The organism is Novosphingobium sp. BAM6, assembly GCF_057784955.1.
The window spans coordinates 1-25553 of record NZ_JBYNTR010000010.1 but is presented as its reverse complement, the minus strand read 5'-3'; the positions used below and the strand labels follow the sequence as shown (position 1 = coordinate 25553).

Below are 25553 nucleotides of genomic sequence, written 5' to 3'. Positions count from 1 at the left end.
TTTTATCTCGCCATCCTTCGGTCGTGTTGTCCGCTTCCCCCCTCTCCGCGCTCCAAATCACGCCTGCGCCCGCTATCGTGCGATCGGTGACCCCCGCGCTCATGGTGCGACCGCCCCGCCAGCGCGACCAACGAAAAGGCCGTTCGTCTGCGACGCGGCGGCGGCGACATCGCGCACGAATGCGGATGAGAACGCACTGCTCGATGCGTCAGTCGAAGCGCCCCTCTGCGGCGCAGCATCGGCGGCTGATTTGCCTGTCGGTTGCGTGACGAACAGTGGCGCGCGGGTCCAAGCGTTGGGATCGACTGCCGCGAGGACGGTGGTGCCAACTTCTCGTCCTCCGACCAGCGCTGGCATGACAGCCGCGACATAGGCGCGGGTCTCTGCGGGCAACGGTCGACCAGAAAGCGACGCTTCATAACGACCAGGCCCAGCATTGTACGCGGCGATCCAGCCGGGTGAGCCGTAGCGGTCGAACAGTTCGCGAATGTAGCTCGCGCCGGCGATGATGTTGTCGTGCGGGTCGTAGGGATTGCTGCCGAGGTGATGCCGGGCGCGCATGGCAGCCCATGTCTGCGGCATGAGTTGCATCAATCCCATCGCGCCCTTGGGCGAGATGGCGCGCGGATCACCGTTACTTTCAACTCGAAGAACCGTCCTGATCCAGAGCGCCGGCACCCCGAACCTTTGCTCCGCCTCGGCGATGTCATCGGCATCAGGTTCACCCGCTGGATGACGGTCAGCCGTCACGGGCTGGGCGAGTGACGGGATCGCCTGACCGCAGGAGAGCGCGAGGCCGGAAAGAAGGAAGAGGACGGTTCCACGCATGGGATCAGTCCTTCGCGTCGCGCTTGATCGGTCGAGTCCAGTGCAGCGACCAGTCCTTGCCGTCGTCGTCATCCCGGAAGAGGTTGGCGCGAATGGGTTGCGCAAGGCTCGGGTCATCGAGGAGAAGGGCGATATACTCACCGGCCCTCTCGCCGGTACGCTTCCAGCCGGCGCCGATTTCCGCAGCCGTCTCGTTGTTCATGCCGTCGAAGAGGTGGACGCGGTAGTCAGGGGCGTTCTCGGCGTCGGAAGGCTCGGCGGCGGCGATGACGACGTCCTGATGCAGGAGCAGCGTCGTCAGATGTCCGATGAAGCCGCTTTCGTCGCGGATGAAGGTGCCGATCTGTGGCATGATTGGATCCTTGACGGTGGTGTTGAGACATCCGTCGGCGAGCACCGCTCCCGCCGATCGGGAGAGGGTCAGCGCTCGGTTGCCCTGTTCTCGGCACGCCAGACGAAGTGCCCATCGCCGGCTTGATCCGTGTAGAGCGGCGTTGCCTTGCCGATGACGGCGCTTGCTGAAATCGGGCCGAAGTACCGGCCATCGAAACTGTCCGGGACAGCGGAATTCATGAGGAAGACCTGCCCGGCACCGACACGGCGGCACCCCCACCAATGCGGCAGCGGGCGGCCCCGTCTATCGCGCTCCAACGCCCTGCCCCATGGCGCACCGTCGATCGTCACGGTAGCGCCGCTCCGGCAAACCGTTTGCCCCGGAAGTGCCGCGACATGCTTCAAAATCGGCACGCCGCGACCGATATATCCACGCGCAACCATCAGTTCCGCGACGGATTTCGGGGCGCCCGCCACGACCAGATCGCCGACGGCCAGATGGTGCGGTGCTCCGAGATCGTAGAGGCCGATGGGCACGCTAGCCGAAGCGTTCCAGACGAGGCGCAGTGGCATCGGAACGAAGGACGCAATCGCAACGCCCATCGTCGCAAAATACGTCGCCATGACATAACCAAAGCGGGTCATCCTTCGATCTCCCGCCGCTTGAGCCACGCTTTATGGCGCTCCATCGTGTAGCCGCGGGGCTCCTGACCGGCGATCAGTCGATGATGGACGTGGCGCCAGTGATCGGGCGAGACTTCGCAGGCATCAATGTCGGCGGCCTCCACCAGATCGATATGGCGCAGCACCTGCTGGACCTTAGGCCAGCCTTCGATCTTGAGCAGGATGTCACCACCGGGTCGTACAAAGGGGAGCGTCTGACAGGCCTCGCCCGGCCTGACCGCTTTCAGGATATCGATCCGTGAGATGATCGTTCCGAAGTCGTTCGACGCCCATCGAACGAAGGCAAAGGTGGCGCCGGGACGGAAGGACAGCACACGGCGGCGACGGTCCAGGATGGTTTCACGCGCCTCGCGGCCGAACCGGATCCAGTTCTCGATCTTCTTTTCGACCCACGTCAGTTCGACATGGGTCAGGAGATCAGCTTGCTGGACGATCGGCACTGGGCCGCCCCGCGCGCGGGAAGCCGCGACACCGGTCATGACAGGTCTCCTTCAATCGTTGGAAATTCGCGGCCGAGCAATTCGCGCAGCATGTCCGCAACCGTGATCCCGCGCCGGAAAGCGGCGATCTTGATCCGGCCGCGCAGGTCGGGCGTCACATCGATGGTCAGTCGAGCGGTGAACCCCGCAGCGTTTCCATCGCGTGGTGGTGGTACATCGGTGGCCTTGATCCAGTGCTCGGGATCGGCTGGACGGGAAGCAAAGCTCCTACGGTTCGGCCGCTCGCTCATCGCGCTGTCCCCTCGGCACGAAGGAGATCAATCTCGTTCACCAGTGCCGCGATCTCACGCGCGGCGGGTGTATACTCGTCCAGTTCATGCGCCAGTCGACCAGACTGCGCAGCAGCGGCGAATATGACGCGCTGGCCAATCGTGGTGGAGAGTACCGGCGGATCGTGATCTGCGAGCGTTTCAGCCGTGTCCCGGGCGAGAATGGTGCGCGCGCCGCACCGATTGAGCACGAAGCGAGCGGCAAGATCCGGCCGATAAATTCGCGCTTCCGCTACAAGCCCCAGCATTTCGGCCGAAGCCCACCCGTCGAATGGCGACGGCTGTACAGGAATGATTACCAGGTCGGATGCAAGCAGCGCCGAACGCATCAGCGCGGCAACACGCGGCGGGCCATCGATAATGACATGGTCGGCATCACGGGCGAGTTCCGGCGCTTCCCGGTGCAGGATGTCGCGAGCCAGACCGATGACGCCGAAGCAGCGTGGTAGCCCCTCACGAGCCCGTTGCTGCGACCAGTCGAGCGCCGAGCCCTGGGGGTCCGCATCGACCAGCGCGACCCGCTTGCCCTGCCGCGCCCATTCCCCTGCCAGATGAAGTGCCAGCGTCGTCTTGCCGACGCCCCCCTTCTGATTGAGCAGAGCGATAATCATGGTTTTTCCCCCGGGCACGAGAGGGGAAGGAGGGGCAAGGACAAGGCCTCGCCGGTCTGGGCCGTTGGCTTTCTGCCGGCGCCTCGAAGCTTTCTTGCGGTATCGCGGATGAGGTTTCCCACATCACGCGCGCGCCCTTCAGAGTTAGATTCTTGGTTAGACTCTAAGTTAGGGGAACGAATTTCGCTTTTTGGACAGATGATTAGAGGCTGTTTGGGTTCCCGATGGCACGGCAGGCCGGTTCCTGATGGCACGCCGATCAGGGTTCCGGATGGCACGAGCGTTTCCACAGGTTTTCCACAAGGCGCCACAGGCTTGAAGGCCAGTAGCACCCGCTCGCCGACTTCGATCTCGGTGAACAGCGTATAGCCCGGCAGCGGCTGACGGCGGATGATGTCGCGGAGCTCGAAAGCGAAGCGCTTGAATGGCGATAAGCTGCCGGACTTCTGGTGAAGGTGCCGGAAGTCGAACCGCCAGCCTCGGCGCTGCCGGCCACCGTGTTTGCGCACGATCCGGTAGAGCCAGCGCTCGAGGCCCCCAGTCAGATCGAAGTAGGCCCGATCGATCGTCAGCACGAGCGCGTCGTCGAGCACCGCCTGGTAGAACCAGTCGGGCACGATCAGTTCGATACCGTCGGGCCGACCGTTGCGGTCAGTGCGCTCCTTCCACTCGTTGATCCAGGAGAAGCGATGGCGACGCCCTTCAAGGGGCTGCCGGATCGTGGTGGAAACGGTGGTGGACTGAAGTCTGTCGAGCGCGGCCTTCAGGCGCTGATAGTCGCGCACCGACGTTCCCCGGCCGATGAAGCGGAGGATTTCGTAAGGGGTGGCGGCCATCAGGCGAGAGGTCCGCAGCCCTGCATCACGGGCCTCCACGATCTGGCTCGCCGCCCAGATCAGAATGTCAGCGTCCCAGATAGTTGCCATGCCGTGATCGGGCACGGCTTCAACCCGGATCGCGACATGGCCGGCAGCGAAATCAATCGGCCTGACACGATGGGATTTGGAGAGGGAGAAAAACGGATAGGCCATGAGGTCCTGCGCATCTCGGACCGCAAAATCGCCAGGGAGCGCGCGAAACAGGTCGAGTTGTCCACGCTCGGAACGTGGCGGTTGCCGCGTCACCATTGGAGGCCGCCCCACAGTCAACGCGCGTAACGGCCGGGCTGCGGGACGGCAGGCAATGCCTGCCGCTTGGCCGGCAACACGGCACCGCGTGGATCGGTGGTCGAGGTGACAGCACCGCGCGCGGCCCAGGCCTCGAGATCGTCAATCGAGTAGACGACACGCCCACCGAGTTTGCGATAGGCGGGGCCGGTTCCGTAGGTGCGATGCTTTTCCAGCGTGCGGGCGGAAAGGCTGAGGAATTCGGCCGCCTCCTTGGTGCGCAGAAAGCGCGGCGGCAAAAGGGCGAGATCGGGTCGCATGGATCGAGCCTCCGTGGTGTTTCGGGCGACCGCAGCGCATCAGCGGCGGGCGAAGACCAAGGTGGCGGAGGATGGTTTTCAGGGGGGATGGGGAATTAAGGGAGGGCCAAGATCCCTACCCCGAGCCCTGTAAGGACAGATTATGATCTGCGGCGATGGCGCAGAAGACCAAGATAGCCGCCGGCGATCAGGCCGATGCCGCCTTCCACCAGTTCTATGACGGTGTCGCGCAGGGACGATGTCTTCCATGGCCCGGCAGCCGTGCGCGCCTCACCGAAGATAGCGATGGCGATCTCGCGATAGCTCGCACCATTCTTGCGCCCATCAGCAGCCTGAATCTTGAGGCGCAGGCGTCGCCGTTGGTTGGAGGTGATCCGCGTGTCGGGCGGGACGATACGGCCATTCCAGGCACGCCAGACCCGTGTCAGAGCGTCGATGCGGCCAAGCGTGTCATCGTCAAACGGGATCAAAGCGGCAAGCGGAGCTGCGGGGTCGATGCCTGGCAGGACTAGGAGTTGCGCCGTATCATCGACAAAATGGCTGCCGTCGGAACTATCGCGTGCGGTGCCGGCGCCCGACTGCAACGGAGAAGGCGCACCCGACAGAGTTTCGGGACTTCGGGTGACGATAAGGACCGCTGGATTGGCCAGTGGAGACCAGAACACCGCCTGCTCTACGGCGGAAAGCCCGGGCCGAGCCGCAAAATCGCAGGCCCCATCGTCTTTGCACCTCCTGCGGCAGCGGATCAGCCTCGACTTTTTCGATTACGAGCCCCTGGTAAAGCGACTGGTAATGCTCATCCCGCCGGAGACACTCCCAGGCGAGACCTTCTACGGTCAAGGCATCGAAAAACTGATAGCTATCCCCATCTCGCCAGCGTGACGTGTCCGGTTTCATACGCCTAACTCCCAGCAGATCACGCTCAAGTCGACCTGAGCACGATCCGGGGCGGCGGGTTATTTTGGAAGATTGCCGGCTGGCATCGCGCGATGCCGCCACGGCATCACCCAGCTCGGAGTCCTCGTGTCAATCAGGTCGCAAGCGGAGCAAGTGCTTGTAGCCGGCACTGCTTATCCAGCGGGCTCGTGCGAGATGGCTGTCATGGACATGCCTGGCGCGATCCGGTTCGCTGGTCGGATCGATGCCGAACAGGATCTCCACGGCCTCCTGCCAATCCGCGCCATCGGCGGCAGCATCCAGCAAACGCAGATAGAGCCTGATATGGGATCGATCATACTCGGTCAGTTCGTTGCCAGATGGCGCGTTATCCTCGAACGGTTCGATCATTGCCCCTCCCCCGCAATGTGCAGTGCCCTGCAAAGGCACGCATCCTAGCGCATCGCGGTCTATTCCGGAGGCATGTCGCTCGACATCAGGTGATGCCGCCACGGCATCACGCTCGGCGACGAATTTAGATGCTCGACCCCTTGCGATCATCGACCAACAGCACTCCATGACCCCGGTCGGTCGACAGAAGGACAATGCCTGCGGCTTCAAGCGCCCTGCGGACCTGATCGCGCGTCGTCTCATACACCTCGAGACCATTCTCGGACTCAAGGCGCTTCAGCGCGGTCAGCGATACTTGAGCCTTGTCAGCGAGCGTCTCCTGCGTCCAACCCAGCAACGCGCGTGCGGCCCGCGATTGTCGAGCGGTGATCATGCATGATCACCTCCCACCGCCTCCGGCGCACATTCCAGAACTACGACTAATTTAGTCGTCCTTGCTGATCATGCCACAGAAAATTCGACCGACGCTGCTCCTTTTGCCTTTCCGCCTCTGTGCCGGCACGGATTCGATCGCTTGACGGCACGCGGCCCCTACCTTTCGACCGGGGCCGGCGCCCGGGGGTCAATCCCCCCGGCGCCCGCTGGGGCGGCTCCAGATCAGCGAGTAGGCCTCACCATCTTCGTCGTCGAAAAGATTGGCGTAGATAGGAGCGTTGAAGCTCGGATCATCGAGCTTGAGACCCAGATACTCACGGCCCTCATTGGAGCGCTTGGACCATGCGGCACCGATTTCGGCGCGGCCGACCAGGACGCGGTGGCTGGGGGCATTCTCGCCGGTGGCGCGCTGGTCGGGGATGATGCGCACGCCCTTGGCCTGGACGCTGAGGGTGACGATGTCGCCGGTGAATTCGTTCGAACCGGTCTTCTTGAAGGTGCCGATGGTCGCCATTTTTAGTCTCCGTTTTCCGTTTCGAGCCCCGCACCATGCGGCCTCGATGGCGATCGGTGGGCTGGAGACGACCGACGGCGCATCGCTTGCGACCGAAGCATCGCGGAGGACGGCGAAGGATGACTTTCTTGCCGCGCGAGGAATGACGGCGCAGCCGGCAGGGGAAGAAAGTCGGACGCCGCCGTTGCGGCATAGGCGGTCAAGGCGAAGCCGGTCTTCAGCCAGATCAGGCCATTGAAGAGGCTGCCAGGTGCGCTCGCACAACGGAGAGACGAAGGAAGCGCATGGCGACATTCCACAACCGGCAAGGGGAACAGAGCGGCCCGTTCATTGGCGTCGATATCCTCGGCAAGACAGCGCGTGCGCCCTGCTCCCCTACTCGGCTTCCGGCAGGATCCCCGGGCATCGGCATCCGCTTGCTCCGCCCAATTCGTACAAGCGCCGGACCCACGCTCTCATGAGAGGCGAGAGGTTCCGCACGCCCGCACGATCCGTCACGGCCGCCCTAACCCAGCACAATCTCAGGGTGGCGGGTAGCCAGGCCCCCCGCCGTGTTGGTGCCGCCAGCAGTGCTACCGGGATCACTACGCCCGCGCTGCCCCTTGGTTCGACGCGGGTATCGCCGTCATGCCTGCAATGCGAAGAAACGCCGTCACTCCAACCGCGATTGCGCCAATCGTGGAGAAGGCGAACTGCCAAGTTTGCGACGGCATCGTGTGCTTCACAATGCCGTGAACGGCATGATAGCCAGCGATAACGGCCGGCGCGACGAAGACTACAGCAATCGCAAACCTGGCCCAGGCCGACCGGACGACCCCGAGCAGAACCTGCCCGACGCCTAGAATGAGCCCGCCCGCGATGATGCCGATAAGGATGGCACCGAGCCAGCCCGCGCCGGTGTGGTAAGCCCACATACCAACGGCCATTCCTGAAAAGAACGGTAAGGCAAACACGGCAAGCGTGAAGAGGAGCCAGCAGCAGAAGCCGATGACCGCGACGGACAAAAGGATGCCAAGAAGAATCATGGTGGTGCCTTTCAAGACAAAAGTCTGAGGGTCGCGCCTTCCACCACCACCATGGCGCGAACGGAACTATAGCAGAACATCAACGCGGATGGGAGCGGAAACCGGTGAAGGTTTCCGCTCACGATTAACGGCTCTTCCCAATCATCGAGCGAAGGGGTCGATTTCATTGATGATCGCTGCGCTGTCGCCATCATACTCTGCCGCCGTTGTCACCGACAGCGTGCCATCTCCAGCCCGGAAAATGACGATGACGGCCATCAGGGTGGTGGCAAGGCTGAAGGCGAAGGCGTGTGCGTCAGTGAAAGACATCGATCCGGCTCCTGTTTCGAGCGGAGGATCATCCCCCGCTGACAGGCGCCCGATGTGTCCGGCCGTGGGCCGCAATCACCGTGAAGGCGAAGCCGGGAACGGCGGCACGCATATGCGTAGTCCGACCCTTTACGGGTTGATGGCGTCAGGCCTGCGGCCGGACCAAGGATCAGCGCAGTGAAGCGGGGGTGCTGCTCCGCTCTCCGTCAAAGCCGATAGCTTTGCCCATACTGATACCTAGCATTTCCTGCTTCCATCGCTTCGGCGTTCGGCTATCGAGGGATGACGGAGACAGTCATGAGGTGACTGACATGGCCGAGTTCAAAGACCGCGATCTGCATCTCGTGAAGAAGGCGCTGGCCATCGCGGTGCTGGCGATCGAGCGACAGCCTGGGCCGCTCCAATCGTCATCCGATCAGGCCGACATGAAAGATCTGCTGGACCGCCTGATCGTGAGCGACACGGAGTTGGCCCATTACGCCCGCTCCGCTCGCATCGCGGTGACGGGGGAGCCCGACTGACGACCTTGGGCGCTGACCCGCGATGTTTAGCGTTAGCGATTGAAGCCGAATGACGGAAACCCGACGCAGGCGGGGTTCCGGCGCAGCCGAAAGCGCGGCCCGCAGGGCAACGCAAAGGGACTGGGTCCGACCAGAGCCGGTCGCTCAGATCAGTTACCATGAACGGTGGCTCCAAGCGGAACCCGCCGATGGGACGCTGCAAAGCTGGCCGTCAGCAGAGCGCCCCAATCCCGGTTGTTCCCGGCCAGCAACCTCTGCCCGGAATCGGCCACCAAAATCATTCCTATATACTGGCCCCCGAAATTCCCTAGGTTCATTTTTCTGAGGGGAACTACCATGCCGACTGCACCGATCGAAAAGCTGGAGGACTTTGTTTCGGAAATCCTTGGCCGAACGACGCCGGCGACGCGACTGGTGTCGTACCGAGGGCACGGCAATTCGGAGTTCAAGCTGCAGCCGTCGATCTTTCGAACTGCCGTGAACCGCGAAAACGAACACATCCTCCTGCGCGAGCTGGTGGCGGCGCATCCCGAGGACTTCTCTGCTGATACGAGCGCCCTCGAACTGCTCGTCCGGATGCAGCACTATTCGCTGCCGACTCGCGTGCTCGACGTGTCCCTGAATCCGCTGGTCGCGCTCTATTTCGCCTGCGAACCGACAAAGAAGCGCGTACCGGCGATTAGCGCCGGCAAGCGCGTCCTGCGCAGCGTTGAGGCGGACGGCGAGGTCGTCATCCTGTTGGTATCCAAGCGACGGGTGCGCTATTTCGACAGCGACACCGTTAGCATCCTGGCGAACCTGGCGCGCCTGCGGTGGGATTTGCAAAAGAAAATCGACACCAGTCTCGAACAGGAAGAGTTCAACACATCTCTGCCGATCCGGCGGCTTGTACACTTCATCCGCCAAGAGAGTAGCGGGTTCGAGTTCGGGATCAAGCCGAGCGACCTTGACGACGTCCTGATGGTTAAGCCCAAGCAGAACAACAAGCGAATCCTCGCGCAATCGGGTGCCTTTTTCGTCTTCGGCCTGACGGAGGAACTCGAAGACCCCAACGCGTTAGGCGTCAAGATCGACCGCATCACTATCGCCGCTGGCGCCAAGAAAGACATTCGCGATCAACTCGACAAACTCGCCATCAACGAAAAGACGCTCTTCCCCGAGATTGAGCGCGCGGCGCGTTATATCGCGGGCACACTCACCACACCGGTTTCGGCAAGCAAACTAATCTGAATCGAAATCCGACCAACTATTGTGGTTCCCAAACAAAGCGGTGATCGACCGTTTCGGAGGAAACAGGACGCTGTCAAGAAATACAAAAGCTTGGACTTAAGAGCGGATGCATTCGGAAAGCCGGCACCGCTCAGGTCGAGTGGTGAGCCTCACCCTCCATCGGGCGGCCCCCATAGGTCACTTACATCAAAAGCGTCCTGAAATTGCTCCGGGCCGTCACTATCCACGGCGATCTTCACGATCGCCTGCTTCAACTCTTTCATCTGCTCCGAACGAGGCGCCTGCAGAAGCGCGGAAGGAAAGGCCTTTACCAACTCGGATGGCTTATTGTCGTTTTCATCGAGGAGCGCAGGATTAACGACGGTGAACCACGCAATGAAGGTGACCATCCTTGCGGAAAGCTGCTTAAACAACCAGCCATGTTCCTGCGCGGCACAGTAGAGCGTACTCTCGACAATCCTGGGATGTATGTTTACGGCAACTCCGCTTGAGTTTGAATGTTTCATAGAATTATAAAAGTGCGCCATCGTGTCGATGACAATTTTGTCCTCATGCGACGAGAGCTGCGCCATGTTCGCATGCAAGTCAGCGCGCAAACTAAGCCCAACCCGGGTCGCGTGCCCGCGCATCACGTCGTGCGCTGCCGAGGCCAGGACGTGCGCTGCAATAAGGTTGCTGTTTAGGACGAAGCTGTCGATCGCCGCATCAATCTCTGCCTTGCACAGTTCTTCAACAGTGAAAGCGATACTACCTTCGGGATCGGGCAGGCGCTTGCTTCTGCGTGCCATCGGCTCAGTGCCGGAAGATGGTTGGCAGGCGGTGCGGGCGCCGCACCCTGATAGGTCGGTATCGGAAAGTGTCTTCGTGGTACATGATTGAGGCCAGAGCGAAAGCTCGGAACTTGGCGTCCTTCCAGAGAACAATCCGCGTTTTGCGGGACAGACGTCGGTCCTGAAGCTCCTCACGGTCGCCATCGTAGACCCGTCCGGTATAAGGATCGCAGACCGGCCAATCCATGTTGTCCTCATGGCCGTGCGGCACGGAAGGGAAGTGATCGGGATCTGTTTTCCGGAAGTGCCAGCGGCTCATGCCCCTGACGTTCTGGACAACTAGCTCTAGCATTGGCGGCGAAGCGGCGCCACGTTGCCTTGTGCCACCTTCTTCCTCAATTGCTCTGATTAATATCTCGCTTTCCGTGTCCTCGCGTTGCTCGCCAGCAGGAGACGGCCCATCGTCCACGCCGATCTCCCGCCGAAGCGAGGTCGCGAGTTGATCGGGCAGCATGTCGGCCAAGCTTCGCATCCGGTCCTGGAAGCCATGGTCACCAATTGCGCCGCAATCGAACTCACGCAAGGATGCGAGATAGAAAGCTTCAGCTTCGGCGTCGGATAAGCCGGTCATAGGTTTGGGTATCTCCGCAATAATGAAGGAGCCTCCAGGGTGGGATAAGCTGAACGGCGCATCGGAAGAAAGAGTTGTGGATTTTTAACAAGATGGCTGCAACTTGTACAAATGTCTACAATTAGCGTCAGTGCATCCGAACGGCGCTGATTGCCCACCGGCCCAAGCTTGCTCGTTACCCGGCTAGAATCCGAGGCACCGTGAACGACCTATTTTGCCGAAATCCGCCTTCCAATACCCGGCTCATGAAAGACCGTTTTGTCCCCAAAGGCTAGCCTTCTCGCAGTGGAGATGCGCCCCGGTAACTTTGCTCATTGCGGCGCTCACGCGCCGCCTGAACCGAACCGATAGACGGGGATCCCCAGCTTCCGGGCTTTATCGGCAAGATTGTCCTGGATGCCCGTGCCCGGGAAGACGATGACCCCGATCGGCATGATCGCCAGCATGGCATCGTTGCGCTTGAAGGGCGCTGCCTTGGCATGTTTCGTCCAGTCGGGCTTGAAGGCGACCTGTGGCACCTTGCGGGTTTCAGCCCAACGCGCAGCTATCTTCTCAGCGCCTTTGGGCGAACCTCCATGCAGCAGCACCATATCGCGATGCTTGGCGTGAACCTGATCGAGCTTGGCCCAGATGAGCTGGTGATCAGCAGTATCCCCGCCGGAGAAGGCGATCTTCGGGCCAGCGGGCACTAGTACCTCGGTCTCGGCACGGCGCTTGGCGGCAATGAAATCTCGTGAGTCGATCATCGCGGCGGTAAGTTGGCGGTGGTTGACGCGCGAACCGGCACGCTGCGACCAGGGTGAGCCGGTGGTGCGGAGATAGAGGCTGGCGGCACTGTCGCGGAAAACCTCGAGACTGTCGCGGCGCTCGATCAGCGATCCCCCTACCCCGATCAGGCTTTCGAGTTGCACGGACTTGACCTCGGAGCCGTCCTGTTCGCGCTGAAGACGCTTTTGCCCCTGCTCGTTATCGTCCAGCTTGCGCTCGACCCGATCGACGGCACGGTGGAACATGTTGACGGTCGACCAGAGGAGATCTTCGAGATCGTGATCGAGGCTGGTATCCGCCATCGTTGCGACGAGGGCATCGAAGATATCGGCGACGGCCCCTTCGATGATGCGATCTTCCGGTGCCGGGCGGGGATCTGGTTCGTCCTCGGAAGGGCGATAGCCGTATAGCTGAAGCTCCTGAGTGATATGGTCGGTGGGTGAGGATTCGTGATGGGGTTCGTAATCGTCATACGTGCTCATGGGATGCTCCGTCGGTGAACCGCGACCGTCGCGGCCTTCATGGCGACGAAGCCCATGGGTGGGACGGGCCTGCACCCGGCGCGAAGCGCTGGGCCGAAGCGCAGCGGAGGATGGCGGAGACCGGCTATTTTGCCTCGCGATGGAAAGGCGGCTCCGCCGCCGCCGGAAAATAGCCGGGCGCAGCCATTGCCGACCCGGCCCAGCTATGGGCCGATCGCCCTCTCGAAGGCCGAGGCGCGGTTTCTTGCCGATGGATCAATGCATCCTGGCGGCGACGGCGATGCCCCCGCCATCTTCCTTCCTCCCGGTTATGCCGTGGGTGCCATGAAACGGGCGACGTCCTGTGGAGCAAGTTGCGTCCGGAGTGTGGCGCGGAGCGCATCCGTTCCGAACTGCCTGAGATCCTCATTGAAGTCTCCAAGCATTGGTGACAGCACGACAGCCTCGATCCCCGCCGCATTCGCCCGTTCGATCAGGCTATCCCGCGCGCCGTCCCCTGCGGGATCGTTGTCGCGGACGATATAGATCCGCCGGAGCGTATCGGGGAACAGGATGGCGGTGAGATGGGCTGCCGACAACGCCGCCGCCATCGCCATGTGAGGGATCGCCTGCCGTGCCGACAGGATGGTTTCTATGCCTTCGCCAGCCGCCATCACATCACCGGCGATGCCGAAGCGTACAGCGTGACCGAGAAGATCCCCCATCGCCTTCCGCTGGATCTCGATCGGTGCCTTTCCCGAGCCGTCAGGTGCGAGCCAGGTCCGATGCGCGCCTGTGACCCTGCCTGAGAGATCGGTGACAGCGGCGATCATCGCCGGCCATTGCTCGGTCGGGCTTTGATCATCGGGCCGATAATAGCAGTGGGGGTGGAAGTGCAGGTTTCCGGCTCTGTGCAAAGCCGTGATCCCGCGTCTGCGTAAATACGTTTCCACGAGCGTGCCACCGATAGGCTGAGACATGGCGATGAGCCGACGTGCAGCTTCGGACGAGCCTGTCGTCGCATGGGTACGAGCAGTTCGTTTGGGCGGCGGCTCTGGCTCGGGATACGGGAGACTAAGAAAGCGGCGGGCCTCCTCGGCGACCTCGGCGAAGTCGATGAGGCCGAGGCTCTCACGGATTACATCGAGCAGATCACCATGTTCGCCGGTAGCGGCGTCGGTCCATTTGCCAGCCGGGCCTTTTGCCGTGTCCTTGAGCCGCAGAAACATCGAGCGTCCGGGCGTATTTCGGACATCACCGACCTGCCAGTAGTTACCTTGGCGGCAACCAGCGTCGAGATACACACGACACGCCGCTTCGGCCTGCCGACCGAGACGTTGCGCCAGATCGGAAGCATCCTGCCGGGCCATCACGCTGCCTCCTTCTCGGAGATACCGACGATGCCGTAGGTATCGGTGAGCTTGCCAAGGACAGTCACGCCAGCCGCGTCCACCGGCACGAAAAAGCGCAGTTTCCAAGAGATGATCTCCGTGAAGAGACCATAAGCCCGCAAGCGTTCGCGCATCGCTTCGCTAAAGCCGGTCAATTCGATCCGATTCGCGCCCATGACGCGGACACGGCGCAACTGGAGCCCTTCGGCGAGTTCGATGATCGTGCGTCCCTCGTTGAGCGCTCGATGGATGTCCTCGGCGGAGAGATTTGTCGTGCCAGCCGATGAGGCATTCGCCGCCCAGGCAGGAGAAACCCGGCGACCGATGATGCGCTCGCCGTCATCGGTCTGGAGCCGATAGACCCGCGTCGACTCATTCGGCAGGCGCTTCCACACCGGTAGGAGCAGCCCAGCAACGATATGCAGCGTCGTGTCCTCGAACTCGGGCACCTCGGCGTATTCGCGACTCCAGACGGCAGCGAATGCCGCGCGGTCGGCTTCCTCCCAATGGCTATCGGCCATCATCTTCAAGGAGGCATGCTGGTGCTCCATCGGTCGGATCAACCGAACGCGCCGTTCGATCTCGCCATCGTCGAGCATCAGCGAGGGGGCTGACACCTGCACGGCGACACGGCCGGACTTGGCGTTGATCAGCAGTTTGCCACGATCGGCATCGACGAGCGCCAGCGCGTCGGCCAGCCCCATCGGCCGGTTGCGCCGCTTCTCGGTGATGGTGAGCAACCGGGTCTCGGCCCCGGTCGCCGGATGGGTGTAGATCACCTTGCGATCGGTGACGACGAAACTCTCCGCCGTCAGAGTTTCCAACCCGACATCATAGATGCCGCTGACGATGGCGCCCTGGACCTTGGCGTCGAGCAGTTGCTCGAAAGCGGTGAACAGGATGCCCTGAAGTTCGATCGTCAAAGCGAGAAGGCGGTTGAGGAAGGTGGTGATCGGCGGCAGTTCATCCTTGATGCCGTTGTCGTCCATCAGCCGAAGGCCCGTCGCCGATTGAAAACGATCCAGTGAGCAGCCATCGATCTTGCCCCGCACGATCAGCAGATAGAGCTGGCGCAGCGCGTCGCGGGCATAGGGGCTTTCCAGATTATCCTCGGGCCGGAACAGCCCCTGCCCGCCGGTCTGCCGCTGCCCGCGAGTGATAGCACCCAGCGTATCCAGCCGCCGCGCGATCGTGGAGAGGAAGCGCTTTTCGGCCTTCACGTCGGTCGCGATCGGCCGGAATAGTGGCGGCTGCGCCTGGTTCGTGCGGTTCGTGCGGCCGAGCCCCTGGATAGCGGCATCAGCCTTCCAGCCCGGTTCGAGCAGATAGTGGACACGCAGCCTTTGGTTCTTCGCCGACAACTCGGCATGGTAGCTGCGCCCCGTGCCACCAGCGTCAGAGAAGACCAGCACGCGCTTTGCATCGTCCATAAAGGCAGCGGTCTCGGCGAGATTGGCCGAAGGTGCACGGTTCTCGACGGCAAAGCGATCGCCCTTGCGAACGATCCGCCGTGACCGTCCCGTCACCTCAGCAATCATATCGGTGCCAAAACGCTGGACGATCTGGTCGAGAGCCCCCGGAACCGGAGGCAGGCCCGCCAGATGCTCAATCAGTTCGTCGCGCCGGGCGACGGCTTCGCGGCTTTCAACTGGCTGACCGTCGCGGATGACAGGGCGCGACGACAGATTGCCCTCGCTATCGGTGAACGGCTCGTAGAGCTGAACCGGGAAGCTATGGGCGAGGTAATCCAGCACATACTCTCTTGGCGTGATGTCCACGCGGATGTCGTTCCAGTCCTCTGTCGGGATCTCGGCGAGCCGCCGTTCCATCAGCGCCTCGCCGGTGGAAACGATCTGAACGACAGCCGCGTGGCCCGCTTCCAAATCCGTCTCGATCGAGCGGAGCAGCGTCGGCGTCTTCATGCTGGTCAGGAGATGGCCGAAGAACCGCTGCTTGGCGCTCTCGAAAGCGGAGCGGGCGGCGGATTTGGCCTGCCGGTTCAGCGTGCTGTCGTGCCCCGTGATGTTCGCCGCCTGCATCGCCGCATCCAGATTGTTATGGATCACAGCGAAGGCCCCGGCATAGGCATCATAGATCCGGCGCTGTTCGTCAGTCAGCGCGTGTTCGACCAGTTCGTATTCCACTCCGTCGTAGGAGAGCGACCGGGCCGTGTAGAGGCCGAGCGAACGCAGGTCGCGGGCCAGCACCTCCATCGCCGCCACGCCCCCTCCCTCGATCGCCTCGACGAACTCGGCGCGCGTGGCGAAGGGAAAATCCTCGCCACCCCAAAGGCCCAGCCGCTGGGCATAGGCGAGATTGTGGACCGTCGTGGCACCGGTCGCCGAGACATAGACAACACGGGCGTTGGGAAGTGCATGTTGCAGGCGCAAGCCCGCACGCCCCTGTTGCGAGGGCGCGACGTCGCCCCGTTCACCTTTGCTGCCGCCGGCGTTCTGCATGGCATGGCTCTCGTCGAAAATGAGGACTCCGTCGAAATCGGAACCCAACCAATCGACGATCTGGCGGACGCGCGAAACCTTCTCGCCCCTCTCGTCGGAGCGTAGCGTGGCATAGGTTGCGAATAGGACGCCTTCGCTCAGCGAGATCGGCCTGCCCTGGGGGAAACGCGATAGCGGCGTGACCAGCAGTCGCTCCATGCCGAGCGCCGACCAGTCGCGCTGTGCGTCCTCGATCAGTTTGTCGGACTTGCTGATCCAGACCGCCTTGCGGCGCCCCTGCATCCAGTTGTCGAGGATAATTCCGGCCGACTGACGCCCCTTACCGGCGCCGGTGCCGTCACCGAGCATGAAGCCCCGACGAAAGCGAACGGCGTTCGGGGCCTCGGCGGGCGCTGCCTGGACGAGATCGAAGGTCGCATCGACCGTCCACGATCCGGCAAGATGACCACCGTGCGCTTCTCCGGCATAGATGACGGTTTCCAGCTGCGCATCCGACAGCAGCGAGCGAATGTTCGTTGGCAACGTCGGACGGTAGCTGGGCCGGGGCGGCGGAACGGACGCCATCGCCGCCGATTGCACCAGCTTGGTCGGATGGGGCTGTGAGCCGGGAATACGGATCGACTGCAATCCGTAGGTCTCGTAAATCGCCTCGGTGAGATGGGCTGCCTCGGGCGGCCTCCATTCCAGAGTGTCATAGGCGAGTTCGACGCCTTGGGGATCACTGGCAATCGGGCGCGGGGCAACTGCGCGCGCCAGATAACCGCGGACGGATTTGGGCGTGGTTGCAATCCGCCGGACCTCGGCGGGAAGCATCACCGGCAGGCGCGGCGGGAGTTGTGTCTCGATCCAGCCAAGCAGGGTTGCGACATCGGACGCCGTCCCCGGCGAGGAAGGGAAGATAGTAGGGCCATCGGCGGGCAGTTTGTCGATGACGGTCAGCCTCGTCGGGAAAGTCGTCCCGTGCTTCTGATAGACCGACCCCGCAATGGCAGCAGAGAACACGACGCGTCCGCGCGCCTGCAGGGCGACGAAAGCATCTCGCCAATCCGGCAGTTCCGGCCCGACATTGGCGCCGGTGATCGTGACCAGACGCCCACCAGGCGCAAGCCGGTGGAGCGCGGAAACGATATGGCGGAATCCGGCATCCTGCACGCGTCCCGCAACATGCGCCATCGCCGAGAACGGGGGGTTCATGATCACCACCGATGGAACCGCCGAAGGATCGAGGTGATCGTCGATCTGGGCCGCATCAAACCGGGTTATGTCGATGGCGGGAAAGAGCGCGGACAGCAGTTCGGCGCGGGTATCGGCCAGTTCGTTCAGGATCAACGATGCGCCCGATGTCTGGGCCAGGATCGCCAGAAGGCCGGTGCCGGCCGAGGGTTCAAGCACGCGATCGGTTAGCATGATCGCAGCAGCCGTCAGGGCGGCCAAGCCGAGGGGCAACGGCGTCGAGAACTGTTGCAGCGCCTGGGATTGTTCCGAACGGCGCGTATGTGTGGGCAGGAGACCCGCAATCTTCATCAGCACGGACAATCGTGCGGCCGGCAAAGCGGATTTACGGAACAGCGGCTTTCCGTATTTGCGCAGGAACAGGACGGTAGCGACTTCGCAGGTTTCGTAGACCGCTTTCCAGTCCCAAGCGCCTGACGCATCTGAGGCGCCGAAGGCGGTTTCCATCGTGGAGCGCAGAACGGCGGCATCGATCCGTTCGCCGCGTTCCAGATGCGGCAGCAGGAGATAAGCCGCGGCAAGGATGCACGACGATGGGGCGAGTGGCGGCGCGGCCGATACCATGGAAGACAGGACGTTCATGGGGTGGAGCTTTCAGGAGAGGGGAAAGGACAAGCCCGCACGGCTCTCTCTCGACCGACCGGGCTCAATTCCCTCCCGCCGGCCCTCTCACTCTCTGTGCTCCGGCATGAAAAAAGCGCCCGACCGCAAGGTAGGCGCTTTTCTGGTCAGCGGAAACCGCAGCCAGCCTCGGTAAAGGCGTAGCGTCGGCCTGTGCTTTCGATGGTTTCAGGAATCAGGATCGCCTCCGCCCAGGACCTCAGCAAGCCAGCCATCAGTGCAGGTCCAGGCAATCGTCTTACCTGTGGCGAGATCGACCGCATGAGCCCCACCGCCAAAGCCGTCCAGGCGAGGCTTTGAGCATGTGTTGGCGTATTGAAAGCCCCAGAGGCCGGAAAGACGAAATGCATTGCCGCAGCGGATCACGAAATCGATCACACGCTCGGGATCGCCTGTGGTGTCATCCCGTATCCAGAGGTTCGTGCCCTCGTGCTCGGGTTGGATCGATAGAAGGAAACCGTCGGCAGGTGATCCCTCCGATGTGCTTTCCGCGGACAGGGCATGGTAGAGGTCGAGCGCGCGAGCAGCGTTCTCAGGCGTGCGAACATCGAGCTGGCACGAGAAATGAGTAAAATAGTCGGCCACGTCAGTCTCCAGAAACAACAAAGGCCAAAAAAGAGTCGGGTGAGGATTGAAGAATGGGGAAAGTTGCCAGCGGGAAATGAGCCGCCCCACTCCCCGCCAGCGATCAGTCATTCGGCGGCAAGCAAGCCTTCCTCGTCTTCGACCGGCTCCTCATCATCACCGTCACCGGAAAGAAACTCCGGGAGAGCAGAATCGGCGTCGTCCTGATCGGTTGGGAGGCCCGCCGTTTCAATATGAGCATCTGTCGAGCGCAGCGGTTCAGGCAGCCAGCCACTGTCAGCCAGAAGCCGCTCCGCTTCCTTGGCCATGTCGCCCTTCTTCATATGGTCGATAAGCTGCGCCGCTCGCTCGCCTGCGCCTTCCCGCACCGCCTCGACGATGCGCGCCTTGGTTACCCGGCCAAAGTAATTGCCAACGGTTGGGCGCCAGCCTACTGCCGCCATGTCGAGGCCCGTCGCTTGCGACAGCCGCTCGGCCTGGGCCATACGGACGTTCAACCCATATTCGCTGACGCCGGAACCGCTATGGGGATTGGGCCGCTCATAGAGGGCTGTGATGCCATAGCTGACGCAATGGGCGAGCAGGTCTATGCGGCTATCGTCATCGAGCCCGGTCAGCCAGTCCCACAGAGCCTGATCGTCGGCAGGGACATGATCACCCCAGCGCTCATGCCGATCGGTCACAGACTGCGCCGAGATGCTGTCTTTCAGATCCTCCGCCTGCGCGGGAAAATGGATCTGCCGGACATTGGCCTCGAGCGCGCCCGTCGCCGGGCGATGCAGGAAGGTATCCGAGACCAGCTTGTGCAGCAGCGCCGTCATAGCGACCTGCGGGTGGCTGGCGACGGCATCGCGCAGTGCAAGCGTGCGGTGGGCGGTCAGTTCGACTATAAGGCGTTCGGGAAGCGGCTTGATACCGTCTTCGCCCTCATCCTCCTCAATGGGTGCCGGCTGACCGCCGATGGTGATGACAGCGCGCTGGGCAGCGGGCGGGCGGATTTCACCGGTTTCGGGATCGACTGCCTCCTCCGGCAATTCATCGCCACCGGCTGCTTCCATTGGCAGTTCGTCGTCAGGGCGGACATAGCCACGATCGACGGCGAGCGAACCATCCGCATCGATACTGACGAAGACACCCGCGATCGCGATCTCACTCAGGTCATAGCTGACCGGACGGCTGTCGAGATGGTCGATCGCCACCTCGATCTCGCCAAGGCGCGCATCCACTGCATCGGGCAGTTCGTCCGCATCCTCATATTCCGCGACCAGGCCGTCGAGTTCCGCCTGCAAGGCATCGCGGGTAGCGCGCTCCTCGTCGGTCATATCGAAGACGATGCCGGTTATCCGGCGAAGGCCGTGGGTGACGCCATAGGGGATGCTGACGGCAGCATCGACCCACTTCCACCCCGCAGCCGCAACCTCGTCGGCGATGGCCGTCAGTTTCTCTGCCACCAGGCGGTCGAGCAGCCCGACATCCTGCAACCAGCCGCCATCATCGGACTCGAAGAGATCGCGCAGCACGACGCCGCCAGCCGCCTCATAGGCGTCGATGCCGATGAATACGGCCCGCTTGTCGGAGGCGCGCACCGTGGTCTCGGTGAGCATGCGCTTGATGTGCCACGACTCCTTCTGCCAGCCATTACGGATCTGCTCCCAGACCTGTTCCTGGCGGGCGTGATCCTGCGAGACGGTGAAGGCCATGAGTTGCTTCAGGTCCATGCCGTCCTCGGCGAAGATCTCCAGCAGCGCCGGTGAGACCGAAGCGAGGCGCAGGCGCTGCTTGACGACGTTGACGTCGATCAGGAAGGCGGCGGCGATCGCTTCCTCGTCCATGCCCTTGTCACGCATGGCCTGAAAGGCGCGATACTGATCGAGCGGGTGCGGCGGGATACGCTCGTCATTCTCGGCATAGGAGATTTCTTCCATCAGGATGCCGGTAGCCGCATCGCTGACGACGCAGGGTACGGGGGTCGTCTTGCTGAGCCGCTTCTGCTTCGCCAGCCGTTCCAGCGCCCGATAGCGGCGCCCGCCCGCCGGCACCTCGAACATTCCGGTTTCCGCGCCCGTATCGTCGAGGACGGGACGGACATGCAGAGACTGGATGAGACCGCGCCGGGCGATGGACTCGGCAAGATCCTCGATAGAAACGCCCGCCTTGATGCGCCGGACGTTCGATTGGCTCAACACCAGCTTGTTGAAAGGGATGTCCCGCGAGGACGAGAGGATGATCTTCTGAACGGCAGTAGCCATGGGGATTTACTCCGCGACGGGCGGTCGGGAGCCTCTCTCCAGACCTCCAATCCGTCACGAAGCGAAGCGCCACCCTCTCACTCTTGGAGGGCAGCGCCACGGAAGCGGAAAAACGGGACGGCGTAGAAGCGCAGAACCGGAGGCACGGAAAACCGCATCTCCGGCTCTGCGGAAGGATCACGATGCGCGGTCGAGCAGCTTTTTCGCCTTCGCCTCCATGTCGAGGCGGGCGTCCTGATGCGGCTTGTCGCGGGCGACGGCTGTGATGCCCTGCACGAAATCGAAGATCGATTCCGGTGGGCGGCCTTCCTCGGCCAGCACCGTGTCGATGATCTTGCCGGTCTCAGCCTTGGAGAAGCCGCGCCGGCGCAGAAAGTCGGTGCGATCCTCGTCGGTGCGGGCCACGATACGTTCGCGCGCAGCCCTGATGCCGTCGATGAAAGGCGCAGGCGAGGAATTGGCGAAATTCAGCAGCGCCGGGGCCGCCTCGTGAGCGAAGCGGGAAGCGGCATATTTGCTGTGCCGGATGCTGATCTCCTGAAAATCCTCGACGCCCCAGAGGTTTCGATTCTGGCACACGGCGCGCAGATAGAAGCTCGCCATGCCGAGCGTCTTGGCCCCGACCTCGCTGTTCCAGCAGTAGAAGCCGCGGAAGAACAGGTCAGGCGAGCCGTCGGGCAGCCTGCCTGCCTCGATCGGGTTCAGATCATCGACGAGGAACAGGAATACATCGCGATCCGAGGCATAGAGCGTCGTCGTATCCTTCGTGATATCTACACGCGGGTTATAGATCCCGGTCGACCAGTCGAGCACGCCCGGCACCTTCCAGCGGGTATCCCCCGTGCCGTTGCCGGCGATGCGCTGGACGGCCTCGACCAGTTCGTAGTCGTAGATGCGACCGTAATCCGGCCCGGTCACGGCCCGCAATTCGACGCGGCCATCGTCGGTTTCCAGCGTCTTGATCTGCTCCGCCCGGTTTGAGGTCAGGCCATATTGCAGGTTGATCCCAGCCAGAGCCGCCGGGAGATTGCGCAGGTAGGCAGCCGGTGCGCCGATCTGGGCCGCGAGTTGGCCGAAGCTCCAGTGCGTTGGGGCCACGGGCGCCTCCGCCCCCGGCAGGATCAGCGACAGCCTCTCGGGATCGGCACGGTTCGCCTCGACATGGATCAGCGCGGTTTCCACCACACGGGTCCGGCTCCGCTCGGCTCGGCCGCGCACCGCGCCGGCCAGATCGCCGAGCGACAGGAACCGCTCGTCGTGGGGCCGCGAGAACCACTCCGACGAAACCCGGCCGACGCGCTGGCCCCGACCGACATCCACCTTGTAGCCCCCGCTGACATCCCGGCGGGCTTCGAGCACATTCATGTTCATGGGAAACACTCCGCGACGGGCGCCGGAAGCCTCTCTCCCGAAACTTAACCCGTCACGGAAATTTCTTCCGCCCTCTCACTCTCCCCAGCGTCAGGGAGGCAGTAGTCTGCCCAACGATGCTGGCACTCGACCCCAGTCGGTCATTCAGATCAACCACCGCGAATGTCCGCTTCTGACAGATATTCCCTGTTCCAAGACGGTAGTTTCTTTCACGAAACAATCGCCCGAACCCTTCCTCTGAAGCCCAATTTTCCTTACATGTTCCCAATCAACGACACTGCCACTGGATCGATGCCGATGACTGTTCACTCTCCGATTGCATCCGCCGACCCGTTCCTGCTCCGCTTCGCCACGCCGAGGTCCGCCGACGCCGAGATGCCGGGGCGTTATTCGCCCGAGTTGGGGGTTTGGGTTTTGGACGGCGAAGACGGTGTCGTGCCAATCATCGAGGTCGCCGGCGGCGCGTTAGTCGTGACGCAGAGCAAGACCATGACGCAGGTTGAGGTAGACGACGACGATCCGTCTCGCTTCGGAGCGCTGGAGACGAGCACCGGTGCGCGGGTCCGACAAGAGGTGGACGACGAGGACGCATCCCTGTGCCTGCCCGAGTTGCAGACGAAGACTGAGGCCCAACAGGAGCGGGACGACGAAGCGGCGGCGCCATACTGGTGAGCGCGCCTTCCGGACTGATACTCCTCGTAACCAATAAGCGCGACGTGACGACTGACTACGTCGTCATGGAGATGCGTCGACGCGGCCTGCGTTTCGTCCGCCTGAATACTGAAGACCTGCCCCAGCACGAGGTCGTAATGGTCGATGGCGACCCTTCGAACCTCACGCTGATCGGACCGTGCGGCGACCTGTCTCTCGCGGATGTGACGGGCGCCTACTATCGCCGGCCGGGCAATATTGAGGTTAGTGGAAGCGACGCCATCGCCGAGTACGTCGTGGCGGAATGGTCGGCGATAGTCCGGAGCCTCTGGAACGCGCTCGAGGGGCGGTGGCTGAACTCGCCATTCTCCATCCTACGCGCCGAGGACAAGCCGAGGCAGCTCGCCGCCGCCCGCCGCTTCGGCCTTCAGATCCCTGGAACGCTCGTCACGAATGCGTTCGGGCATGCCCGCGCCTTCCTCGCGGAAGGGCCGATGGTGGCGAAGCCCCTCCGGCATGCCCTGATCAACGACGGGGAAATCGGCAGTGTCGTCTTCACCAGTCGGGTGGATGCGCTTGATGCGGCCGATGCCGATGGCTTTCGGCGTGCGCCAATGATCCTACAGCGCGAGATTTCGAAGCGGTCCGACATCCGTTTGCTCGTGGTGGACGACCGACCCTTCGCGACCCGCATACTGTCGCAGGCATATGACGAGACGCAGGTTGACTGGCGGAAGGGCGTTCGCAGGGATCTCGACCACGAGGTTATAGAGCTGCCAGCTGATGTGGCTTCTGCCTGCATCGCGGTCACGCGCGACCTTGGCCTTCGGTTTGCGGCGATTGACCTCGTCGAGGATTCAGATGGCCGTTTCTGGTTTCTAGAGGCCAACCCGAACGGCCAGTGGGCCTGGATCGAGCAGCGGACGGGTGCCCCGGTGACCGCCGCGATTGTCGATGCGCTTTGCGCGGGCTCACCAACATGAATTGGCATTCGATTGCCAGTGCGGTCTTCCCGTACATCGAGCCGCTCACCCCGACACAGAAGACCGATGAAGCACAACGGCTTCAACAGGATCGAGCCGCGATCCAGGCAGCAGTTTGGAGCTCAAACGAGGAACGGGCGCTCGACGAGGCGCAGAAGGTGGCGGCTGCCGAGATGGAAAGGGTCCGCACGGCGGAGGGCAAGGCGACGACCTACCTCGCGGTGCTGGCGGCACTGGTTCCGGTCATCATCACACTGCAGGCGGCCAATTGGGAGAAGAAGGCGGGTCCGGCACCAGACTCGGCTCGGCTGTTCGTACTGGCATTGGCGACAGTCTACGTCGCTGGAGCCGGATTCAACGCCTTCAAGACCCTGCAGGTTCGGGGTTTCCAGAAGGTCGGGGAGGCCGAGATCGTGGCCGCTTGGCAAACGCCAAATCCACTTCGCAAGTTGACCCGAGGCACCCTGCTAGCGACACGCAATTCCCGGGACGTGGTCAACGAGAAGGTCACGCGCATTCTGGTCACGCACGAGCACTTGCTCCGGGCGTTCGGGATATTCATCCTGCTCCTGCTGCTAGATCCGCTGTTCTATGCGATGGGCTTTCGCAACGCCGCGTAGGAGCCGCCCGCCCCGAAAGTCGTCGTGGTACAGAAGCCGGCGGCTGACGTTCCGTCCGAACTGAAATGCACGATCGCCCAGCCCGTGGGACCGTCCGGCCGGCAGATCACTCGTACCGTGATCTCGGAGGTGCGACCACGCCAGCCGGTCGAGCCACGGATAGATCGTAGACGCGCCGTTTCGTCGCCGACTCAGTCATGTACTGGCAGGACCGCTCCGGGCCTTCAGATCGCGCCTAGTCCTCAGGACGGAACTACAGCCCCATGACCCTCCTGACGGCCACGATCATCGCGCCAGACACATCGCACTGGGCTGATTGGATCGACGCCGCCATCAAGCCCGCGTCGCCCAAGGGGCAGATAGCCCGAGATCTTCACCAGCGTCTGCTCGAGCATGGGCGCATCCCGTTCCTCTCTTGGCATCATCTGGAGGAGCTGCTCGTCGTAGACGATCCGGCGAACGCCAGCGCGCGGGTGGCGTATCTCCAGTCGCTTCCGATGATGGCGTGGATGCGGATGCCGGACGAGCGTGGCTTAGGCGGGATTGTCGACATCCTTGCGGCCGAGGCGATCGCGTACGACTCCGGCTGCCAGACCATAGCGGATGTGCGCGACGACGTGCGATCGCGCCTCATGACGACCGGACCCGGCGTCGTCGCCGTCGGGAATGACTGCGGATTCCGAATTGATGCCGCCCGCCATTCCGAGGAATTCCCGCCCGGGATTCTGATCTGATCCCGCCCACCATTCCGATTAATTTCCGCCCACCTGTGCGGTGGTGTTGAGCCTGATCGTTTGAGGCCATCCTTCTGGGCTGTTCAGCAGTCTGGAGGATGGGATGCCGACGAG

Annotated in this window: 29 protein-coding genes; 6 read left to right on the top strand and 23 right to left on the bottom strand. The window is 62.6% G+C overall.

Translation table 11 applies throughout. The features are described 5' to 3' along the window. Nucleotides 1-99: 99 nt before the first annotated feature. From AC3EC3_RS17390 to AC3EC3_RS17320, 15 genes are all read right to left on the bottom strand, one after another. Nucleotides 100-828: a lytic transglycosylase domain-containing protein gene (locus AC3EC3_RS17390; protein WP_488490862.1), complete on the bottom strand. Its 729-nt coding sequence runs from the start codon at nt 826-828 to the stop codon at nt 100-102. A 4-nt stretch (nt 829-832) separates the two neighbouring features. Then, nucleotides 833-1180 (bottom strand): DUF736 domain-containing protein, encoded by a 348-nt coding sequence (locus tag AC3EC3_RS17385; protein WP_488490861.1) that lies wholly within the window; start codon nt 1178-1180, stop codon nt 833-835. A 68-nt stretch (nt 1181-1248) separates the two neighbouring features. After that, nucleotides 1249-1806, bottom strand: a complete 558-nt coding sequence (locus AC3EC3_RS17380) for a S26 family signal peptidase (protein ID WP_488490860.1) — start codon at nt 1804-1806, stop codon at nt 1249-1251. Further along, nucleotides 1803-2324 carry a DUF2840 domain-containing protein gene (locus tag AC3EC3_RS17375; protein ID WP_488490859.1) on the bottom strand — a complete coding sequence of 174 codons (522 nt, stop codon included), beginning with the start codon at nt 2322-2324 and terminating at the stop codon, nt 1803-1805. The genes AC3EC3_RS17380 and AC3EC3_RS17375 overlap by 4 nt, the downstream gene beginning before the upstream one ends. Further along, on the bottom strand, nt 2321-2575 hold the full coding sequence (locus AC3EC3_RS17370) for a ribbon-helix-helix protein (RefSeq protein ID WP_488490858.1): 255 nt from the start codon (nt 2573-2575) through the stop codon (nt 2321-2323). The genes AC3EC3_RS17375 and AC3EC3_RS17370 overlap by 4 nt, the downstream gene beginning before the upstream one ends. Continuing rightward, the gene (gene parA, locus AC3EC3_RS17365) at nt 2572-3225 is read right to left on the bottom strand and encodes a ParA family partition ATPase (RefSeq protein WP_488490857.1); all 654 of its coding nucleotides are present in this window, start codon (nt 3223-3225) and stop codon (nt 2572-2574) included. The genes AC3EC3_RS17370 and parA overlap by 4 nt, the downstream gene beginning before the upstream one ends. Continuing rightward, nucleotides 3222-4352: a replication initiator protein A gene (locus AC3EC3_RS17360; protein WP_488490856.1), complete on the bottom strand. Its 1131-nt coding sequence runs from the start codon at nt 4350-4352 to the stop codon at nt 3222-3224. Before AC3EC3_RS17360 ends, parA begins: the two co-directional genes overlap by 4 nt. A 17-nt stretch (nt 4353-4369) precedes the next feature. Further along, the gene (locus AC3EC3_RS17355) at nt 4370-4651 is read right to left on the bottom strand and encodes a helix-turn-helix transcriptional regulator (RefSeq protein WP_488490855.1); all 282 of its coding nucleotides are present in this window, start codon (nt 4649-4651) and stop codon (nt 4370-4372) included. Between the two features lie 140 nt (nt 4652-4791). Continuing rightward, nucleotides 4792-5121: a DUF2285 domain-containing protein gene (locus AC3EC3_RS17350; protein ID WP_488490854.1), complete on the bottom strand. Its 330-nt coding sequence runs from the start codon at nt 5119-5121 to the stop codon at nt 4792-4794. A gap of 82 nt (nt 5122-5203) precedes the next feature. Beyond that, nucleotides 5204-5548, bottom strand: a complete 345-nt coding sequence (locus tag AC3EC3_RS17345; protein ID WP_488490853.1) for a transcriptional regulator domain-containing protein — start codon at nt 5546-5548, stop codon at nt 5204-5206. A 129-nt stretch (nt 5549-5677) separates the two neighbouring features. Next, the gene (locus AC3EC3_RS17340; RefSeq protein ID WP_488490852.1) at nt 5678-5938 is read right to left on the bottom strand and encodes a DNA -binding domain-containing protein; all 261 of its coding nucleotides are present in this window, start codon (nt 5936-5938) and stop codon (nt 5678-5680) included. 124 nt (nt 5939-6062) lie between these two features. Then, the gene (locus AC3EC3_RS17335) at nt 6063-6311 is read right to left on the bottom strand and encodes a helix-turn-helix domain-containing protein (RefSeq protein ID WP_488490851.1); all 249 of its coding nucleotides are present in this window, start codon (nt 6309-6311) and stop codon (nt 6063-6065) included. 189 nt (nt 6312-6500) lie between these two features. Beyond that, entirely contained in the window at nt 6501-6827 is a 327-nt protein-coding gene (locus AC3EC3_RS17330; protein WP_488490850.1) for a DUF736 domain-containing protein, read from the bottom strand. Between the two features lie 584 nt (nt 6828-7411). Continuing rightward, complete coding sequence (locus AC3EC3_RS17325; protein WP_488490849.1) at nt 7412-7852, bottom strand: hypothetical protein; 441 nt, start codon at nt 7850-7852, stop codon at nt 7412-7414. 141 nt (nt 7853-7993) lie between these two features. Continuing rightward, nucleotides 7994-8161 carry a hypothetical protein gene (locus tag AC3EC3_RS17320; RefSeq protein ID WP_488490848.1) on the bottom strand — a complete coding sequence of 56 codons (168 nt, stop codon included), beginning with the start codon at nt 8159-8161 and terminating at the stop codon, nt 7994-7996. 311 nt (nt 8162-8472) lie between these two features. Here AC3EC3_RS17320 and AC3EC3_RS17315 point away from each other — a divergent pair, with 311 nt between their 5' ends. Both AC3EC3_RS17315 and AC3EC3_RS17310 read left to right on the top strand, forming a co-directional pair. Then, entirely contained in the window at nt 8473-8682 is a 210-nt protein-coding gene (locus tag AC3EC3_RS17315; protein ID WP_488490847.1) for a hypothetical protein, read from the top strand. Nucleotides 8683-9018: 336 nt separating this feature from the next. Next, nucleotides 9019-9912 carry an FRG domain-containing protein gene (locus AC3EC3_RS17310; RefSeq protein ID WP_488490846.1) on the top strand — a complete coding sequence of 298 codons (894 nt, stop codon included), beginning with the start codon at nt 9019-9021 and terminating at the stop codon, nt 9910-9912. Between the two features lie 149 nt (nt 9913-10061). Here the strand turns inward: AC3EC3_RS17310 and AC3EC3_RS17305 are convergent, their stop codons facing one another. The 8 genes from AC3EC3_RS17305 to AC3EC3_RS17270 form a co-directional block, all read right to left on the bottom strand. After that, nucleotides 10062-10700, bottom strand: coding sequence for a hypothetical protein (locus AC3EC3_RS17305; RefSeq protein ID WP_488490845.1), 639 nt, complete (start codon nt 10698-10700; stop codon nt 10062-10064). A gap of 4 nt (nt 10701-10704) precedes the next feature. Further along, nucleotides 10705-11313 carry a hypothetical protein gene (locus tag AC3EC3_RS17300; protein WP_488490844.1) on the bottom strand — a complete coding sequence of 203 codons (609 nt, stop codon included), beginning with the start codon at nt 11311-11313 and terminating at the stop codon, nt 10705-10707. Between the two features lie 323 nt (nt 11314-11636). Beyond that, entirely contained in the window at nt 11637-12563 is a 927-nt protein-coding gene (locus tag AC3EC3_RS17295; RefSeq protein WP_488490843.1) for a DUF2493 domain-containing protein, read from the bottom strand. Nucleotides 12564-12871: 308 nt separating this feature from the next. Further along, nucleotides 12872-13912 carry a DUF7146 domain-containing protein gene (locus AC3EC3_RS17290; RefSeq protein WP_488490842.1) on the bottom strand — a complete coding sequence of 347 codons (1041 nt, stop codon included), beginning with the start codon at nt 13910-13912 and terminating at the stop codon, nt 12872-12874. Then, nucleotides 13912-18207 (bottom strand): strawberry notch-like NTP hydrolase domain-containing protein, encoded by a 4296-nt coding sequence (locus AC3EC3_RS17285; protein ID WP_488490841.1) that lies wholly within the window; start codon nt 18205-18207, stop codon nt 13912-13914. The genes AC3EC3_RS17290 and AC3EC3_RS17285 overlap by 1 nt, the downstream gene beginning before the upstream one ends. A 207-nt stretch (nt 18208-18414) precedes the next feature. After that, complete coding sequence (locus AC3EC3_RS17280; RefSeq protein WP_488490840.1) at nt 18415-18942, bottom strand: hypothetical protein; 528 nt, start codon at nt 18940-18942, stop codon at nt 18415-18417. Further along, the gene (locus tag AC3EC3_RS17275; RefSeq protein ID WP_488490839.1) at nt 18939-21080 is read right to left on the bottom strand and encodes a ParB/RepB/Spo0J family partition protein; all 2142 of its coding nucleotides are present in this window, start codon (nt 21078-21080) and stop codon (nt 18939-18941) included. The genes AC3EC3_RS17280 and AC3EC3_RS17275 overlap by 4 nt, the downstream gene beginning before the upstream one ends. Before the next feature lie 177 nt (nt 21081-21257). Continuing rightward, nucleotides 21258-22451: a DUF932 domain-containing protein gene (locus AC3EC3_RS17270; RefSeq protein ID WP_488490838.1), complete on the bottom strand. Its 1194-nt coding sequence runs from the start codon at nt 22449-22451 to the stop codon at nt 21258-21260. Between the two features lie 162 nt (nt 22452-22613). Between AC3EC3_RS17270 and AC3EC3_RS17265 the strand changes: the two genes are divergently transcribed. From AC3EC3_RS17265 to AC3EC3_RS17250, 4 genes are all read left to right on the top strand, one after another. Further along, nucleotides 22614-23123, top strand: a complete 510-nt coding sequence (locus AC3EC3_RS17265) for a hypothetical protein (RefSeq protein WP_488490837.1) — start codon at nt 22614-22616, stop codon at nt 23121-23123. Beyond that, nucleotides 23120-24085: an MvdC/MvdD family ATP grasp protein gene (locus AC3EC3_RS17260; protein WP_488490836.1), complete on the top strand. Its 966-nt coding sequence runs from the start codon at nt 23120-23122 to the stop codon at nt 24083-24085. The genes AC3EC3_RS17265 and AC3EC3_RS17260 overlap by 4 nt, the downstream gene beginning before the upstream one ends. Further along, nucleotides 24082-24705, top strand: coding sequence for a hypothetical protein (locus AC3EC3_RS17255; RefSeq protein ID WP_488490835.1), 624 nt, complete (start codon nt 24082-24084; stop codon nt 24703-24705). Before AC3EC3_RS17260 ends, AC3EC3_RS17255 begins: the two co-directional genes overlap by 4 nt. A gap of 263 nt (nt 24706-24968) precedes the next feature. Then, on the top strand, nt 24969-25439 hold the full coding sequence (locus AC3EC3_RS17250; RefSeq protein WP_488490834.1) for a hypothetical protein: 471 nt from the start codon (nt 24969-24971) through the stop codon (nt 25437-25439). Nucleotides 25440-25553: the final 114 nt, after the last annotated feature.